This window comes from Pseudomonas sp. FP597, assembly GCF_030687435.1.
GTDB classification, from domain to species: Bacteria; Pseudomonadota; Gammaproteobacteria; order Pseudomonadales; family Pseudomonadaceae; genus Aquipseudomonas; species Aquipseudomonas lactucae.
In genome coordinates this window covers 3,435,241-3,452,756 of sequence record NZ_CP117432.1, presented here as the reverse complement: position 1 = coordinate 3,452,756, position 17,516 = coordinate 3,435,241, and the positions used below count along the sequence as shown (strand labels likewise).

3 protein-coding genes are annotated in these 17,516 nt (G+C 55.5%); all 3 read left to right on the top strand.

The window, feature by feature from the left end:
- The first annotated feature begins 22 nt into the window (after positions 1-22).
- The 3 genes from PSH66_RS15800 (at position 23) to PSH66_RS15790 (ending at position 16,701) form a co-directional block, all read left to right on the top strand.
- Positions 23-15,901, top strand: coding sequence for a hemagglutinin repeat-containing protein (locus PSH66_RS15800; RefSeq protein ID WP_305427178.1), 15,879 nt, complete (start codon positions 23-25; stop codon positions 15,899-15,901).
- A complete protein-coding gene (locus PSH66_RS15795) occupies positions 15,901-16,425 on the top strand; it encodes a hypothetical protein (RefSeq protein ID WP_305427177.1) in 525 nt (174 codons plus the stop codon). Before PSH66_RS15800 ends, PSH66_RS15795 begins: the two co-directional genes overlap by 1 nt.
- A 75-nt stretch (positions 16,426-16,500) precedes the next feature.
- Positions 16,501-16,701 carry a hypothetical protein gene (locus tag PSH66_RS15790; RefSeq protein ID WP_305427176.1) on the top strand — a complete coding sequence of 67 codons (201 nt, stop codon included), beginning with the start codon at positions 16,501-16,503 and terminating at the stop codon, positions 16,699-16,701.
- Positions 16,702-17,516: the final 815 nt, after the last annotated feature.

Below are 17,516 nucleotides of genomic sequence, written 5' to 3'. Positions count from 1 at the left end.
CCTTCGGGCATTGGGATCTGACATGGACGTTCGCCAGTTCGCCTTCCTTGCGCGCCAGCCTTCTGCTGCCGTAAAAAGCCGCTCCCAATTCCTGGGGCTGCCTAAACGTGGGTTGGCATTGATCCTTGCCAACGCGATGTTCTGGCAACCGCTGCTGGCCCAGGCCGAAGGCATCGTGGTCAGCGCACCAGGCACAACGCTGGGTCAAGCGGGTAACGGCGTACCGATCGTCAACATCGCCGCGCCCAATGGCAGCGGGTTGTCGCACAACCAGTTCCAGGACTACAACGTCGGTGCCAACGGCGTGATCCTCAACAACGCCACCGGCCGCACACAGACGACCCAGATTGGCGGCATCATAGTCGGCAACCCGAACTTCAACGGCAGCGCTGCCAACGTCATCCTCAACGAGGTCAATGGCGCCAGCCCCAGCCAACTGCGCGGTTACACCGAAGTGGCGGGGCAGTCGGCCCATGTAATCGTCGCTAACCCGTATGGCATCACCTGCAACGGCTGCGGCTTTATTAACGCCCCACAAGCCACCCTGACCACCGGCAAGGCTGTGATCGAAAACGGCCAGATCAGCCGCTATCAAGTCGATCAGGGCAACGTGGCCATCGAAGGCGCCGGCCTGAACGCGACCAACGTTGACCAGTTCGAAATCATCACCCGCGCCGCCACGATCAACGCGCAGATTCAGGCGAAAAAACTCACTATCGTGACCGGTCGCAACGATGTGGATGCGCGCACGCTGAACCCCACGGCGCGAGCGGCGGATGGCAGCCAGGCGCCGGACCTGGCGATCGATTCGTCGGCGCTGGGCGGCATGTACGTGGGCGCGGTCAAGCTGATTGGTACCGAAGCCGGGGTCGGCGTGAAACTCTCTGGGGACATGGTTGCCGGCGGCGATATTCAAATTGATACGGCGGGAAATGTGGTCATGGGCCAGACCTCGGCTGCCGCAGCCGTTAACGTGAAAGCTCAGAGTGTCGACGCTAAAGGCGCAGTTTACGCCGGTACCGATCTATCGGTGAAAACCCAAGGAGCCCTGACGAACCAACAAACCCTCGCTGCCAAAGACAGCATCACTCTGGACGCAGGCGGTCGGTTGACCAACGGCGGGATTATCGAAGCGGGCATCAATGCGGATAACAGCCGCAATGCCCAGGGGGATGTGCGATTGACCGCGCAGGCCATCGACAACAGCGGCAGGACCGTGATTGCCAGTCGAGACCTGAACATTAATGCCGGTGAGCTGGCCAACCAAGGCGGTACGTTGAGTGCCCAAAGCAACGTACAGCTGAACGCCACGCGCGTAGATAACCAGAATCAGGGACGCGTCTTGAGCGCGGGCAGCCTCGGCATACAGGCCGATCAACTGCTTAACAGCCAGGGCGGTTTGGTCACCAGTACCGGCGACCTGACAGCAGGGGTTGGTCAGTTGATCAACCGCAACGGCGAGCTGTCGAGTCTTGCCCAGGTTACGCTGCAACTGAATGAGTTGGATAACGTAGCAGGCCTGATCTCGGCAGGGCGGTCGTTGAGCCTGAATACGAAGGGGTTGATCAATAACCAAGGCGGGCGAATCGCAGCGCGCCAATCGGCGCGGGTGTTGGCAGGCGGTCTGGATAACCGCAATGGTGAGATTGTTGCCACCGATCTCGTCTCCGGTACTGGGGGGCTGGACAACAGAAGTGGAAAAATTCAGGGCGACCTGTCCTTGGCAATCACCAGTGCCGCGCTGAATAACCAGCACGGTACGTTAGCGGCAGGTACTGCGCTTGCTCTGACTGCAACCAGTCTGGACAACACCGAAGGCAAGCTGACCAGTGACGGCACATTGGCCGCCGCTATCGCCGGTCAGTTGTTCAACCAAACCGGCTTGTTTTCCGCCAAGGGCGATGCGCGCCTCAGCCTAGGCAGCCTCGATAACCGTCAGGGTACTGTCGTCGCCGACAACCTCAACCTGCAACTGGTCGGCCCAGTGAACAACCAGCACGGTAATTTGCGCGGCAATGTCCGCCTGGACATAAAAGCGGGTCAGCTCGACAACAGCGAGGGAGGTCGGATCAGCAGTGGTCAGTCGCTCAGTGCCAGCGTCAGCAGTATGGACCAGCATAACGATGGTCGACTTTTTGGGCAGGGCGACGTCAGCCTCGATCTTAATGGTGGTCACCTGAACAACCAGGGCGGCTTGATCAATGCCCCAGGCCGTTTGCTGCTGAGTAACCTCAATAGCGTCGACAACCAAGGCGGTGAAATCTCGAGCAGCCAAGCCTTTACCCTGGCCGCCAACACGTTGGATAACCGCAACGCGAAGCTCCTAAGCGAGCGGACGCTGACCGTGCGAATCGCCCGAGTCCTCGACAACATCCAAGGCCTGGTCTCGGCTAAGAACCTCGATGTAGAAGCCAGCGCTCTGGATAACCAGAGCGGTACTCTCAGTGCTGGCGAAGCGCTGACCGCAAAGGTGGACGGCGCGCTGGATAACCGCAGCGGTCGAGTGCTGACACGCACGGGATCTGTGAAAAGCGCTTCGCTGGATAACCGTCAGGGCCTGGTCCAAGGCGATGCCACGCTCAACCTCAACAGCCTTGGTTTACTTGATAACCGCCAAGGCACGTTGTTCGCGGTACAGAGTGCTGATATCGCCGCCGGTAGCCTGGATAACAGTGGTGGCAAGCTGACCAGTGACGGACAACTCGCTGCACTGATCAGCGCGCATTTGCTCAACCAGACGGGTTTGTTGAGCGCGATCGGTCAACTGCAAGTCAGCGCTGCCAGCCTCGACAACAGTAGCAAGGGAAATCTCTATAGTCAGGCGGCTTTCAGCCTGGATCTGAACCACGGCCACCTGAATAACCAAGACGGCTTGATCCATGCGCCAGGCGTATTGCTGCTAAGCAACCTGGCCAGCGTTGATAATATGGGCGGGGAAATTTCCAGTGCTCATACGCTGAATTTCACCGCTGACAGCCTCGACAATCGCAGCGGTAAATTGCTCAGTGAGCAAGGACTGCTGGTGCGAATCGCTCGGGCATTGGACAACACCAAGGGCCTGGTTGCCGCTGCGGGGGTGGACCTGCGGGTCAATAGCCTGACCAACGCAGAAGGCAAACTCAGCGCGCGCGATGACCTGACCGCACTCATCACCACCGGTCTGGATAACCGGCAAGGCGAGATCCTTGGTGCTAACACTTTGCTGACCGGTGCATCACTGGATAACAGCAAGGGATTGATCCAGGCCGACAAGCTTGTGACCCTCAATCACTCTGGTTTGATCAGCAACCGCAGTGGCCGTGTCGCCGCGGGGCAGTCATTGGACCTTACCGCAGCCAGCCTCGACAACGCGGGCGGCACGCTCACCAGCGACGGCACGCTGAATGCGCTGATCAGTGGTCAACTGCTCAATCAGGCTGGGCTGCTTGCCTCCGCCGGCCTATTGCAACTGACCGCAGCCAGCCTCGATAACCAGAGCAAAGGCCGCATCACCGGCAATAGCGAGCTGGTGCTGACCGCCGGCCAACTGGATAACCGTAGCGGTTTGCTCAATTCCGGCAAAGCCATGACCTTGAAGGTTGATAGCCTGGATAACCGTGCGGGTGAAGTGTCCAGTGTCACGGAGTTGGCACTCAACGGCAGCCAACTGAATAACAGCGCCGGCGGCAAGCTACTCGCCAACGGCGATATTCAACTGAACGTCGACCGTCTTGATAACCAACTCAAGGGCCGCATCTATGCCAAGCGCAACTTGAGTATGGTGCTCAAAGGTCCGCTGCTGAACCAGCAAGGCATACTGCGCAGTGATGCCAGTCTGACCCTGGATATGAACCATGGCGCGCTTGACAACGCCGCGGGTCTTATCAACACACCAGGTGTGTTGTTACTCAAGAACCTCTCCACAGTTGCCAATCAGAAAGGCGAAATCTCCAGCGAACGTGGCTTCTCCCTGACTGCAGAAAGCCTGGACAACAGCGAAGGCAAACTCCTCAGCGATCAAGCCGTGACGCTGAAAATTGAACAGGCCCTCGTCAATATCAAGGGTGTAATCGCAGCGGCCGGCCTGAATGCACAGGCAGTCCGGTTGGATAACACTGAAGGTGTGCTCACAAGCTCAAAAGACTTGAGCCTAGCGGTGGTCGGTGAATGGCTGAACATCGACGGGGAAGTCTCAAGTGCCGGCGTCAGCGTGATTGATGCGATGACGCTGAATAACCGAAATGGGCAGGTTATGAGCGACGTCAGTCTCAACCTGATAACCCGAGGCGCGTTGGCGAACCAAGGCGGTACGCTCGGTGCCGGGCAGCGTCTACAAATCAACGCCTCCAATGTTGACAACAGCCAGTCCGGAAGCTTGGTCAGCGATGGCAGCGTCACCGTGCAGGTGGATGGACTTCTGAATAATCAGGCCAAGGGGCGCGTGTTGTCCAAGGGCGACATGACGGTAAAGGCGGGCAGCCTGGACAACCGTGGCGGTGTACTGAATAGCAAACAGGCACAGGCCCTCACCGGGCAATCCTTGAACAACCAGGGCGGCCTGATCAGCGCCGCCGGGCCACTGCTCCTGATGTGGGGGGCGGCAGACAACACCAAGGGCCGTATCGCCAGCCAGGCCGAACTCGACGCTACAGTCGGCGTGTTGAAACAACAGGGTGGTGAACTCGTCGCACAAGGCAATCTGAGCCTTACTGGCAACGACTTGGATAACCGCAACGGCGGTTTGGTAGGCGGGACAAAGGCGCTGAAACTCAACGTCGATCGGGTGGATAACCGTGCCGGGGAAATCTCCGGCCAACTCAAGACCGAGATCAGCGGGCAGCGCATGGACAACAGCGGCGGTAAGGTATTGGCCAGCACTGCGCTGGAATTGGTTATGGCTCAGGTGATCAATCGCACCAAGGGCCTGGTGTTCGCCCAAGATCTACACCTTAGTGGTTCGAGCCTGGACAACACTGACGGCACATTGGCCGGTCAACGTTCGTTGGCGGTGCAACTGTCGGCGGGGCTGGACAATATGCGCGGCAAGATCAGCAGCGAAGGCAGCCTGATACTGCGTAGTCAGCGGGTCGACAACTCTGGCGGCAGTCTTTCCAGCGCAGGCAACCTGACCCTAACCAGCGACGGCGAATTGCTCAACGTGGGCGGCGTCGTGGAGTCTGCGCAGGCGCTTAATGTCGCCAGTGCAAGCCTGGACAATAACGAGCAAGGTCTGTTGAAAAGCCAGGGTGCCACCATCGTGACCACCGGGCGCTTCAACAACGATCTTGGCGGGCGCGTGGTCAGTGTCGGCAACCTTGACCTTAAAACCACCGATCTCAAAAACGGTGGGCGCATTGCCAGCGGCGGCGCATTAACCGCAAACCTTGCAGGCTTGACCCAAGTAAGCGGCAGCGAGTTGTTCAGCAGCAGCCAATTGAATCTGGATATGAATCAAGGGCAGTTGACCAACGCTGGTGTGATCAATGCCCCCATCTTGGTGTTGAAAAATCTCGGGAGCGTGAACAACCGCACCGGTGAAATTTCTAGCCAGGGCGCTTTTACCTTGGTGGCAAAAAGCCTGGATAACGGCAACGGCAAGCTGATCAGCAACCAGTCGCTGGATCTGCGCATCGAGCAGGCTTTGGCCAACATCAAAGGTAGCATCAGCGCAGTCGGTCTCAACGCACGCAGTGCAAGCTTGGACAATACCGACGGTCTGATCAGCAGCCGTAGCGGCTTGGAGATCAGTGCTGATGGCCTGATCGATAATCAGCGTGGCAGCGTGATTGGAGACGGTAACGTTCTGATGGCGGCCGCAAAACTGGACAACCGCGCGGGTGAATTGGCAGGCAAGGCCCAGTTCACAATCAACGCCAATCGTATCGACAACCAGAAAGGCCAGGTGGTCAGCACCGAGACCCTGGCGATGACCAGTGCCAACCTTGACAACCGCGATGGCCTGGTTGGCGCTACAAAAGCGCTGAAACTAGACGTGCGTGATGTCGACAACCGTGCCGGTGAACTGACCAGCAACGCCGACTTGAGCGTCACCGGCCAGCGTCTGGATAACAGCGATGGCGGGCAGGTATTCTCGGCCACAGCCCTGAGCTTGGCTGTGAACCAAGTGCTCAACCGCGCACGCGGCCAATTGAGTGGACAGTACCTGTCACTGACAGGCACTGCGCTGGATAACAGCGGCGGCAAGTTGTTCAGCCAGCAACCATTAGTAGTGGACCTAGCGGGCGAGCTCATCAACAGCCAGGGGCTGTTGAATAGCGAGGGTATGTTGGACGTCAAGGCACGCAGCCTCGACAACACCGAGGGCAGCCTCTCCAGCGCGCAAGGTCTGAGTGTTGTTGTCAGTGATAACCTGAACAACCAGCGTGGAGAACTGGTCACCGATGCTAACTTGATACTGCGCAGCGCCAGCCTGGGCAACCAGCAAGGTACCGTCAGCGGCAAAGGTCCGGTCTTTGTTACCACCGGCGCACTGAACAACCAGGCGGGCCGCCTGAACAGTGGGGACACCTTGACCCTGGTCACCGCACAGTTGAACAACGGTGGCAGCATCGGCAGTGTCAAGACACTGAGCGCCACGCTGACAGGCCTCGATCAGCAGGCAGGCAAGCTGTTCAGTCAGTCTGGATTGAGCCTTGACTTGAAGAACGGCCAGTTGAATAACCGTGGCGGTTTGATCAATGCCAACGGCGCGTTATTGCTGAAAAATCTCAACACCATCGACAACCTGAACGGTGAAATTTCCAGCGATCAAGCCTTCACCCTGTCCGCGCAAAGCTTTGATAACAGTAACGGCAAACTGTTGAGCAACCAGGACCTGACGCTGCGAGTAAACCAGGCTCTAGTCAATATCAAGGGCCTTATCGGCTCCGCTAACCTCAACTTGTATGCAGGTTCCGTAGACAACCAAGGCGGTACTCTGACCGGCCGAGGCGAACTGCAGTTGACCAGCGACGGCTTGTTGAACAACCAGAGTGGCAATCTGTTGGGGGGCAGCCGTGCGACTCTCAGCGCAATGACCCTGAATAACACTACCAATGGGTTGATCAATAGCCAAGGTACCCTCGACATCACAGCAAGCGACCTCACCACCGGTAGCGGCGGTGAAGTCTCAGCCAAGGGCACAATGGACTTGAAGCTTGGCGGCTTAACGCTGTCCGATGGTCAAATTGTGGGTGGGCAGGACGTGACCCTGGATTTGAACAATGCGGATTTGGATAACCGCAACGGTCTGATTGCCGCCAAAGGTGCGTTGGCCCTGAACCGCGTACGGGCAATCAATAACCAGAATGGCGAGCTGTCTACTCAGCAAAACTTGACGCTGAACCTAAGTAGCCTGGACAACAGTGGCGGCAAGTTGATTAGCAGCCAAGTGCTGTCGGTCAACGCAGCTACGCTGCTCAATCAGAACGGTCTGTTGTCCGGCTGGCAAGGCTTGAGCGTCATTGGCGATAGTCTCGATAATCGCAACAACGGCACGCTGTCCAGCCGCAATGGCGCAGTGGATGTACGCCTTACTGGCGCTTTACTTAATACCGGCGCCGGCGCGTTGGTCAGCCAGGGCCGGCTGGGCCTCAGCGCTGGCCGTCTCGAAAACAGCGCAGGAATACTCTCCAGCGGAGCGGGACAGCGCCTGACAGTCAACGGCCAGTTGAACAACGACAACGGTGGTCTGATCGACAGCGGTGCCGAACTTGACCTGCAAGCGCTAACTTTGGGCAACCAGGCGGGTACGATTAACGCACAAAAAGCGCTGACCATCACCGGCACCGACCTCAACAACACCAGCGGCATCGTCGCCGGTAACGACCGATTGACCCTGAACCTGCTGGGTTCGCTGACCAACAAAAACGGAAAACTGGCCAGCGCAGGCCCGCTGCTGCTCCAGCGTGCGATGCAGGTCAACAACCAGGGCGGCCAGATCGCCAGCCAAGGGTTGCTAACCTTGCTGGCCGGTAGCCTGGACAATCGTCAACAAGGCACCATCGCTGGTAAGAGCCGTGTGGCGATCACTAGCTCCAGTGCCCTGCAAAACGACGCCGATGGTCTGATCTACAGTCAGGACGCCGACCTGCAGATCAAGGCCTCAATCCTCACCAATGCCGGCGGTTCAGTGCAAGGCCAAAGCGGCCTTAGCCTCGACATCAGCGGCGACATCGACAATCAGGGCGGCAAGCTCCTGGCACAAACCGGTGATGCTTCCATAAAGGCCAATACCCTGAACAACCAGGGCGGCGGTGTGGCTAGCCTGAACGGGCTGGTGGATGTCACTCTGAACGATAGCCTGCTCAATGGCGTTGGGTACAGTAAAGGCGGGGTCGTGCAAGGCCAGCGCGTGAACCTGGTTGCGCTCACCGTCGATAACCAACAAGGCCGTATCGCCGCCCAAGACGGCGACGCCATCATTACCGCCAGTCACTTCCTCAACGCCTATGGCGGGCTCTACGCCAATGGGGCCTTACAAACACGAGGCACCGCGCTGGATAACAGCTTCGGACAAATCGCCGCCAAACGCATCGACCTCGGTCTCAGTGGTCAATTGAGCAACCATTTGGGGATTATCGAAGGTGATGAGACGCTGACACTGCACACCAATGATCTTGTTAACCAGGGAGGCAAGCTGCGTGCCTTGGCGCGCACGGGTAAGACCCAGTTTCAGATCGGCAATCTGTTTGACAACCGAAATGGCATCGTTGAAATCGCCAACGCTGACCTTGCCCTGATAGCTACTACTTTCCAGAACACCGGCGGCCAACTCCTGCACGCCGGGGAGGGTGTTTTTGATATATCTCTTCCCAATGTCACCGGTGCTGGCGGCAATATTGTCACTCGTGGCGGCCTGACCCTGAACGCCGATACATGGACTAACAGCAGCGTTATTGAGGCCGGACGTCTGAATGTGAACGTCGGCACCTTTACTCAGACTGAAACGGGGAAGTTGTTGGCGTCCTCACGCCTGGAAGGTAAGGGCGGGCACTGGATTAACAATGGTTTGATTGCCAGTGATGGCAGCCTGGCGCTGGATTTAACAGCTGGCTATGAGGGCATCGGTCGGGTCAGTAGTGTGGGGGCGATGGACCTTACGTCTGCCCAGTTGTCCTTGGCGCAACTCAGTACCATCGCCGGTGGTGGCAATACGCGCATAACCGTAGGCGGTGCACTGGCAAATGAAGGTCGAATTACTTCGGCTGCAGACCTGAACGTCACTGCTGGTGTTATCAACAACTACGGCACGTTGGGCAGTACCGGCAACTTGCGTTTGTCCACGTCCGCACTGCTGAACCAGAATGGTCTGATCTTTAGCGGCGACGATATGGCGCTGCGCACTGACACGTTCACCAACCGCTTCGCGGACATATACGGTCTGGGGAATGTCAGCATTGCCAAAGACGACGACAACGGTCAGAGCACGTCGATTAACAATATTTCGGCGACGATCGAGAGTGGCGGTGACCTGAGTCTGGCGGCTGTGAACATCGAGAACCGCAAGGATGCGTTCAAGGCTACGGGCGGCCTGGTATCCAGTTACATTGGTGTTCAGTGCACCAGTTGTACTTCGATCGTTCCGAATCGTTCATCTGACAGTTATCTGGTCTGGGTGCAAAACTTCAAATCGCAAATAGTCGCGGATTCAGCATCGGCTGCGATGACCGCTGGGCGCAATTTCCTCGTCACCGGGGGAGACATGAGTAATAAGAACTCAACTCTCAGCGCGGGCGGCGACATCAATTTTGCCCTGCAGAACTTTACCAACGAGGGTGCGTCGGTTGGTGACTACAGCCTGCGTCGCTCGTACTCCTACGATGGATTGCATCCTTACGACCTATCGCGTTTCATGGTGACGGTCATGAACTACAACCGTGATCACGACCCTTACTACAACGCGCCTGCTCCGAATATTCATGTTTGGACCAGCGATGGGACGGAGTCCATTGTTCGTGTGGGCCACCAGCGCAATGGCCGGGAAGACCGAGGGTCAACGATTTATGGTCCTTTAATTCTCCAAAACTCCGATAAAGGCGTTGACCCTGGAGTTGGTGCTGCGGATGGCCCTTGGGAGATGCTCACCACTCAGCCATTTAATAACACCACCATTGGTTCCTCGAACGCGGCAAACGCCGTTGTTCAGGCGGGTGGAGCGGTCAGCATTAACGCAACACAAACCCTGACTAACAGTGTTGTGCGTCAGAACGTCGCCGTAACCGGCAACGGATCGCGTGTGGGGGCAACGCAAGTTGCCGGAAATACCGCGGTGATGATCACGATCAACCGCGAACTACCACCAGGGCTTGCTCTGCAGCAGGTTAATCCGCTGACTCTGCCAGGCTTCAGCTTGCCAAGCGGAAAAAACGGATTGTTCCGCCTGAGTGGTCAGGCAGCGAACGATAGCCCGGTGAGCCATGACAACGTCGGTTCGCAGAACTGGGCCATTGGCGGTTCTAACGTCAGCGTAGCGCAGCGCCAGCAAACGTCTCCCGGCACAACAGGCCGTATCATTAAGACCGCTGATGCAGCGCAAACTGCTGCCGGTGCGCGTCAGGTAGTCTTGGCTGCCCGCGAAGCCAGTGGCATCAACGCTAGCGCCAGTACGATCAATGTTGCTGGCAATGTAGACAGCGGCGAATGGCAGCCCGGTCGTACCCCAGGAATTGAAATCAACCACGGCGATGGGGCTAACACGCAGATTCTCCGTCCAGAGAATTTCAACTCGCTAGGGTTAACACCTATTGAACGCGACACCGCTGCCCAAATTACCTCGCTGACAAACGCCTCCCGGCCAAGTCTGACCGTACCTGGCCTATCTAATGTCGCTCGTGACACTTCTGTAGTAGCGAATACCGGCGCGGCTATTAACATTCCAGGTCTGACCCCGCAGGCTCAGGAGATCACCCAACTTGGCGCGGCACAACCTATTAATCGCGTAAAGGGATTGCCCAACAACAGCGCAGCCTCGCAACCACACAAGTACCTGATCGAAACCAATCCGGCACTCACTGAAATCAAGCAGTTCATGAGTTCGGACTACCTGCTCGCCGGACTGGGCTACAACCCCGACGACAGTGCCAAGCGCCTCGGTGACGGGCTGTATGAACAGCGCCTGATCCAGCAGGCGGTAGTCGCTCGTACTGGCCAGCGCTTCCTCGACGGCCAGACCTCAGATGACGCCCTGTTCCGTTACCTGATGGACAACGCCATTCGCAGCAAGCAGAGCCTGGACCTGACGGTGGGTGTGTCGCTGACCGGTGAACAGGTCGCGGCGTTGACTCACGACATTGTGTGGCTTGAAGAGCATGAGGTGGCGGGCGAGAAGGTTCTGGTACCTGTGCTCTATTTGGCCAATGCCGATCAGCGCCTTGCGTCGAACGGGGCGTTGATCGCCGGCAAGGATGTCAACTTAATCGCCGGCAAGGACCTGGTGAACGCCGGGACTTTGCGTGCCAGTAACAATCTTTCAGCCACCGCAGGCAATGATCTGATCAACAGCGGCCGGATCGAGGCGGGCAACCGTCTGGATCTGCTTGCAGGTAACAACATCGTTAACCAATCCGGCGGCGTGATTGCTGGGCGCGATGTGACGCTTTCTGCGACAAAGGGCGATGTAATCAATGAGCGCAGTCTTACCGGATTTGGCACAGGCAATCGTAATTACTATGGCGATTCGGCACGTATTGAAGCCGCAAATGCACTGAGCATCACGGCCGGGCGTGACGTGACCAACAGCGGTAGCGTGCTTAAGAGCGGTGCTGATATGGCCATCAGTGCCGGGCGCGATATCAATATTGTTTCTACTGAAACGCGTGATTCCGGGAACAGTGGGATGGGCGCGCGCTCCTCATCTGTAACGCAGAGCAGTTCTGCTATTGATGTCGGTGCAAATCTTCGCATGACAGCTGGGCGCGATGTAAGCGTCGTAGCGAGCCGAATCGACGTTAAGCGCGACCTGGCCATTGCTGCGGCCGGAGACCTGAGTATTTCGTCAGCAGCAGAGGAGGAGCACTCCTCAAGTCACACCAAAAAAGTCACTCGCTCGGAAGACCACATAAGCCAGGTTTCCAGCGTGCTGACCGCTGGTGGGAACGTATCGCTGAATGCGGGCAAGGACTTGGAGTTAACCGCCAGCCGCATCACGGGCGGCGGTAACGTGGCCCTGGAGGCACAGCGTGACCTGAGCATTCTTTCAGCGCTGGACGAAGACGCCTCGTTCTACTCGAAAAAGAGCAAAGGCTCGTTTGGACGCAGCAAAAGCGAGCAGCGGGAAAGCTACGACAGTACCAACGTGGCTTCCGTCGTGGAGGCGGGCAAAGATTTGACGATCAATGCCAGCAAAAAAGCCGATGGCGGGATGAACATCGAGGGTGGGCGTGACGTCACTGTGATCGGCAGTCAGTTGAAAGCCGGTGGCGACATGCTGCTGGGCGCCACTGGTGACATCGCGGTGCTGTCAGGGGTTGAAGAGCATGGCTCTTACAGCAAGAAGACGAAGTCTGGATTCCTGGGGCTTTCAAAAAGTGGCAAGAGCCAACTGAAAACGACCGCCACTCAGGTAGGCAGTGAGTTGGAGGCCGGTAACGACGTGGTGGTGGCTGCGGGCAATGACATTCGTTTGCGGGCGAGTGAGATCAATGCCGAGAACGATGCAGAGTTGCGGGCCGGTCTGGTGAAGGATACCGGTGACATCAACCTGGTATCGGCCAATGACACGGCCTATAGCCGTAGTGAGAAATACGAGGAAAAGACCGGTTCAATGTCGGGTGGCTTCATCGCAATTTCCTCGGCCAAAAAAGCCGGACAGGAAGCCCAGAGCAGCACCAGCGTTGGTAGCCAGGTTATGGCGGATCGCGATGCGACTCTGCAGGCTGAGCGCGACATCAACCTAGTGGGCAGCGGCATCAGTGCCGGACGTGACGTCAGTCTGAACGCGGGGCGCGACGTCAACGTAGTCGCCGCGCAAAACTCGAAAAGCGAGCGTGATTGGGCAAAGTCTAAACAGTCGGGGATTGGTGTATCCAGCGATGCCAACGGGGTAACGTTCTTTGCCGGTACTGATCGCAGTGTCGAGAAAAATCGTCTTGAGCAACAGACTGCAGCCGCGAGCCAAATCAGTGCAGGTGAAAATCTGGCGATCACGGCCAAACGGGATGTCAATCAGCGCGGCTCTGATCTGGCGGCTGACAACGATATTGATCTGAAAGCTGGGCGCAATATCAATATTGATGCGGCTCGTGAGCGGTTGTTGGTAGAGCAACAGCTTGAAAAGGAGCGCAATGGGGTTAGCGCATCGCTTAATCATAACTATGGCAGCACGAAAGATGCTGTAAATGGTGCAGGCAAGGGTGAGGACAATGTCAGCAAGGGCTCCAGCGCCCTGAGGGGCGTCGATGCTGTTGGCCAATTCCTGGCAGGTCCTACGGGAGACCTGAAAATAGGTAGCAGTAGTGAAAGTACCAGCAAGCAAGTAGTGGAAGTGACCAATCGGCCTTCGACACTCCACGCTGGTAAGGACCTCAACATAACTGCCGGTAACGATGTTGCAGTCGCTGGTGGTCAGTTAAGCGCAGGGCGGGATATCAACGTAACAGGGCGCGATATCAAACTTGATGTGGCCAAAGGCAGTATCGAACAGAATAACTCCCAGACCCAGAGCTGGGCTGGCATTCACGGCGGTACCAGCGGCGGGGCTAAGCTGGGGATCGGTGGCAGTCATGGTGTTGCTGACGAAGATGCCAGCCACGAAACTTCAACTCCCACAGTGGTAGACGCTGGACGAGATATCAATCTGGTTGCCAGTCATGACTTGAATCTTAGTGGAACTCAAGCCCGGTCGGGTCGCGACATCGATCTAAAAGCAGGAAATGACCTGAATATTGGTGCGGCGAAAAACGAGAGCAATAGCGAAAGTAAAAGAAGCAGCGGTGGAGGGGAGGTAGGACTCACCTTTGGCGGTGAAGAGGGCGCTGGTATCTATGTGAGCGTCAGCATGGGGAAGGGGGACCTTGAAAGGGAGAAACAGGGTCAACAGAACGCCTACCTATATGCAGGGGACCATCTGAGTTTCAACAGTGGGAGAGATACCAACATCGCAGGCGCTGAGCTGCGCGGGGATCAGGTGATCGGTCGCGTGGGTCGAGATTTGAGCGTTTCTTCTGTTCCTGACACCGGTAAGGTTAAAGGGAAGGAATTTGATATCAGCGCAACCGTAACAATTGGCCCAGGCGCGGGTGTTAGCGGCTCAGTAGGTTATGGTCAGACCACGGGTAAAACCAACTGGGTAGAAGATCAGACCCGTATCACTGGGCGAGACAAGGTAGATATCCGCACAGAGGATCATACGCAATTGGATGGTGCGTTGATTGCTTCAGACACCGGTAATCTTAAACTGGATACAGGCACACTCGGGTTCAATGACATCGCTGGCAAAGATACTGAGCATGGTTATTACCTGAACGTCGGTGGGACCTATAAAAGCGGTCAGAGCACCACTCAAGACCCGAGTCAAGTGGGTAAGGGAAAGGCAGGTGATACAGGTTGGAGCGCTTCAGGCTGGAAATACGACAAGGAGCGCGAGCAATCGGTCCGTGCAACGGTTGGGGCGGGAGAGGTCATTGTTCGCGAAGCTTCCGATGCGGGTTCCGCTATTGCAGGTCTCAATCGAGACGTGGAAAAAGCATTCGAAGTAACGAAAGACAAAGAAAAGCGTACGGACCTTTACATCAGCGACTCTTCGTTGACGGCGGTGACTAACCCAACAGCAGTCATTGGGCAATGGAAAACGGATGCTAATAAATATGGGGACCAAACAGAGGAAACCATTCACAAATTGCTGGATCTGTTTGGTGCGGGTGCGCAGATTACCGTAGGGACGAATCCTGATGACGTCTCCAAAGAGATGCTCGGCAAGGCTTTATTTAGGCAGTTAAGTAGTCGTCATGCGGAAGATCGCGCAGCGCTGATCACTAAAGCGATAGGGGGAATCACTGGAAAAGAACAGGCACCTGAAAACCAAGCGCTGATTGATAAGCTCACTCAGATTGCAGGGGATGATCCTAACAAAGTTTTGAGCATCATTAGCTTGTTGAAGAGCTTGAATGGGCCTGAAACTGGCGCGAAAAACTTTGTGGCGGTTCCTATTATGGCGGCTGATGCTGTCGTAGTGACTGTCGGTGCTGTTTTGGTAGCTTCAGACGCAACGGTACAGGAAAAAACACGCATTGCTGCCAATGCTCTCGTTGCTGAAGGTGCGAAGCTCGGCAAGGAAGGCGAGAAACAGATCAGGACTTCCATTGCTCTGTGGGAGCTTTTGCTTGGAACACAATTTCCGGCTCACCAGCTCGATCCTGAAAATCTGGTATATATCACGCCAATCATCAACGTTCTTATCGAGCATCCGAGCAGTGGTGGTTTCGCTACTGGTAGCGCTGTTAACCCCGCGATCAATACCGGAGGAACCCAGCTGGATGGGCAGCGGGATGATGGGAAATACGTAACGCCTGAGCACCGCCTTGACCCGGGGAATATGTATAGCGAGAATGGTTCTGGTCCAAAAGCAACTACTAACGCTACAAATACACCCAGGTTCATTACGGATTCTGCCGGTAATGCTATTGATTTAGATTATACCAAGGGACTCAGGGAAACGAATGTGACGGTCACGGGAACGCGTGGTGGTGTTCAGTATCCGTTGCAAGGGCAAACTCCCGATTCTTATGCGAATCTTGGAAATGGGCATGTTGTTGTCTACGGTCCTGAGGGGCGTGCACTATATGATGTGTCTAGCTCTCGGATTAAGGTGGTCGAATGGAACCAAGCTCCGAATGGAACATATTTCCCCAAGAAGGGAAGTGATACAAAATTTTTTGAGGGAAAAGTTCCTCAGTCGGTTCTCGATAGCTTAGGGTTGAAATGATGAAAGTTTATCAGGGTAATATTTCTAAAGAGTCGTTGAGTCTGTTTGTTTCAGATATTGGCTCCGGGGAGTTTTTTTCATATGTAGGGCACTTGGTTTCATTGGAACAGGCAATTTCTGTTCTGGGTTTGCTCTCTCCTGATTTTATTGAGGACAATGGTCATATTTTCTGGCTGCCTAACGCTCAGCAATACGATCCGCAAAAATTTCATTTGAACGGGCTGGTTGAGACCGAATCTAGTGTGTTGGAACAAAGTACGTCGCGTAGAGACGTTGAACGATACAGAAATACTTTTTCAATAAATCAGTTCTTTTCAAAGTGGGAGGATGCACCGGGCCGACCCGTTTTTAAAGTGGGCCTGTCGGAAGAAGATTATCGTCTTTGTCATTTATTTGCTGAGCAGATCACTAGATATTGGAAGCGCGCGTTATTCGATGCCTTTCCAGAGAAGGTATTTCAGTTTGAAATTGCTGACGATCTTCTCGATGAATATGGCGTCTGTCTGACATTCTGGCAGTCGTAGTTTAAATGGCGCACAGGATGTGTCCGCGCCATTAAAATCACTGCCAGAGACTAAACAATAATTATGCGTTTAGAAATGATTGAGAAAAGCCTTGTAGAAAAACTTAAGGTAGTCAGTGAGAAACAACGAAAACGTGCTGTAAAAGTGGCTTGCGAACTTGCTTTACAGGCCTGCCCAGTAGAAGTGTCTATTGTTGCCGAATCTCTTAGGTATCTACAATCTGGTAATCAACTCACGACTGATCAGGTTTCTGGACTAGATGCTTTAGCTGCATAGTTAGACGAGAAGTATTTTGACTTGCAAGACAGCCTAGACGAAGGTCGAAGCTTAAATGTAGAAGGCCTTCAGCTGTTTAGCCAAGCTCGCGCTGTATCGGCGCTGTCCTTAGCTGGTGGAGAGGATTCGCTTATGGCTGCTACCGGAGCAATATATGAGGCATCATCAGCCGTTGATGATGGAACTCATATTTTTAAAGCAGTACTTTCGTTTTTGCCAAAGTCTTAATCAGCAGGCGTTTTGCTTTGGCTGATATCCGGCGCACTCTTGCTCCGGTATTTTGTAACCGTCCAGGCAACACACCTTCCTGACACCGTCGCTTGAGGCGAAGGTGTCCACCTAAAAATGATCTGACCCCGAAAAGTTGGACGCATTCTATGCCTGCCGTGCTTGACCTTGTCGGATGCGCAAACGATGGATGCCGTTCGAGCTATTGGAAATGGCCCCGCGCTTGAGGCTAGGGCCGATGGCGCCTCGTTGCATCAAACGACAATTAGCGGGATTAAAATTGAGCTCATTAATGTTGGGGACCGCGTTAGTGCTGGCTACACTTGAGGCAGAGGCTGCACGGATTCGACGAAATTCTGATTGGTGAAATATGTTTAAAGGATATGAATTTTTGCTTGATTCGACAGGGTCTGACGATTACTGGGCGGATGTAGGAATTGATATCGCGGCCTCCAAGATCTCTCAGTTTGATAATTCAAGCTGGAACCAACTTGAATCTGCTCTTGTGGCGAAGTCTGAAGTCTGGCGAGGTCGGTGCGCGGAGTCTCTCGGTGACTCGAATGATGAGCGGGCGTTGCGCGTTTTGC

Coding starts and splice junctions, on each gene's coding strand:
- PSH66_RS15795 (WP_305427177.1), top strand. CDS start 15,901: ATGAAAGTTTATCAGGGTAATATTTCTAAAGAGTCGTTGAGTCTGTTT.
- PSH66_RS15790 (WP_305427176.1), top strand. CDS start 16,501: ATGATTGAGAAAAGCCTTGTAGAAAAACTTAAGGTAGTCAGTGAGAAA.
- PSH66_RS15800 (WP_305427178.1), top strand. CDS start 23: ATGGACGTTCGCCAGTTCGCCTTCCTTGCGCGCCAGCCTTCTGCTGCC.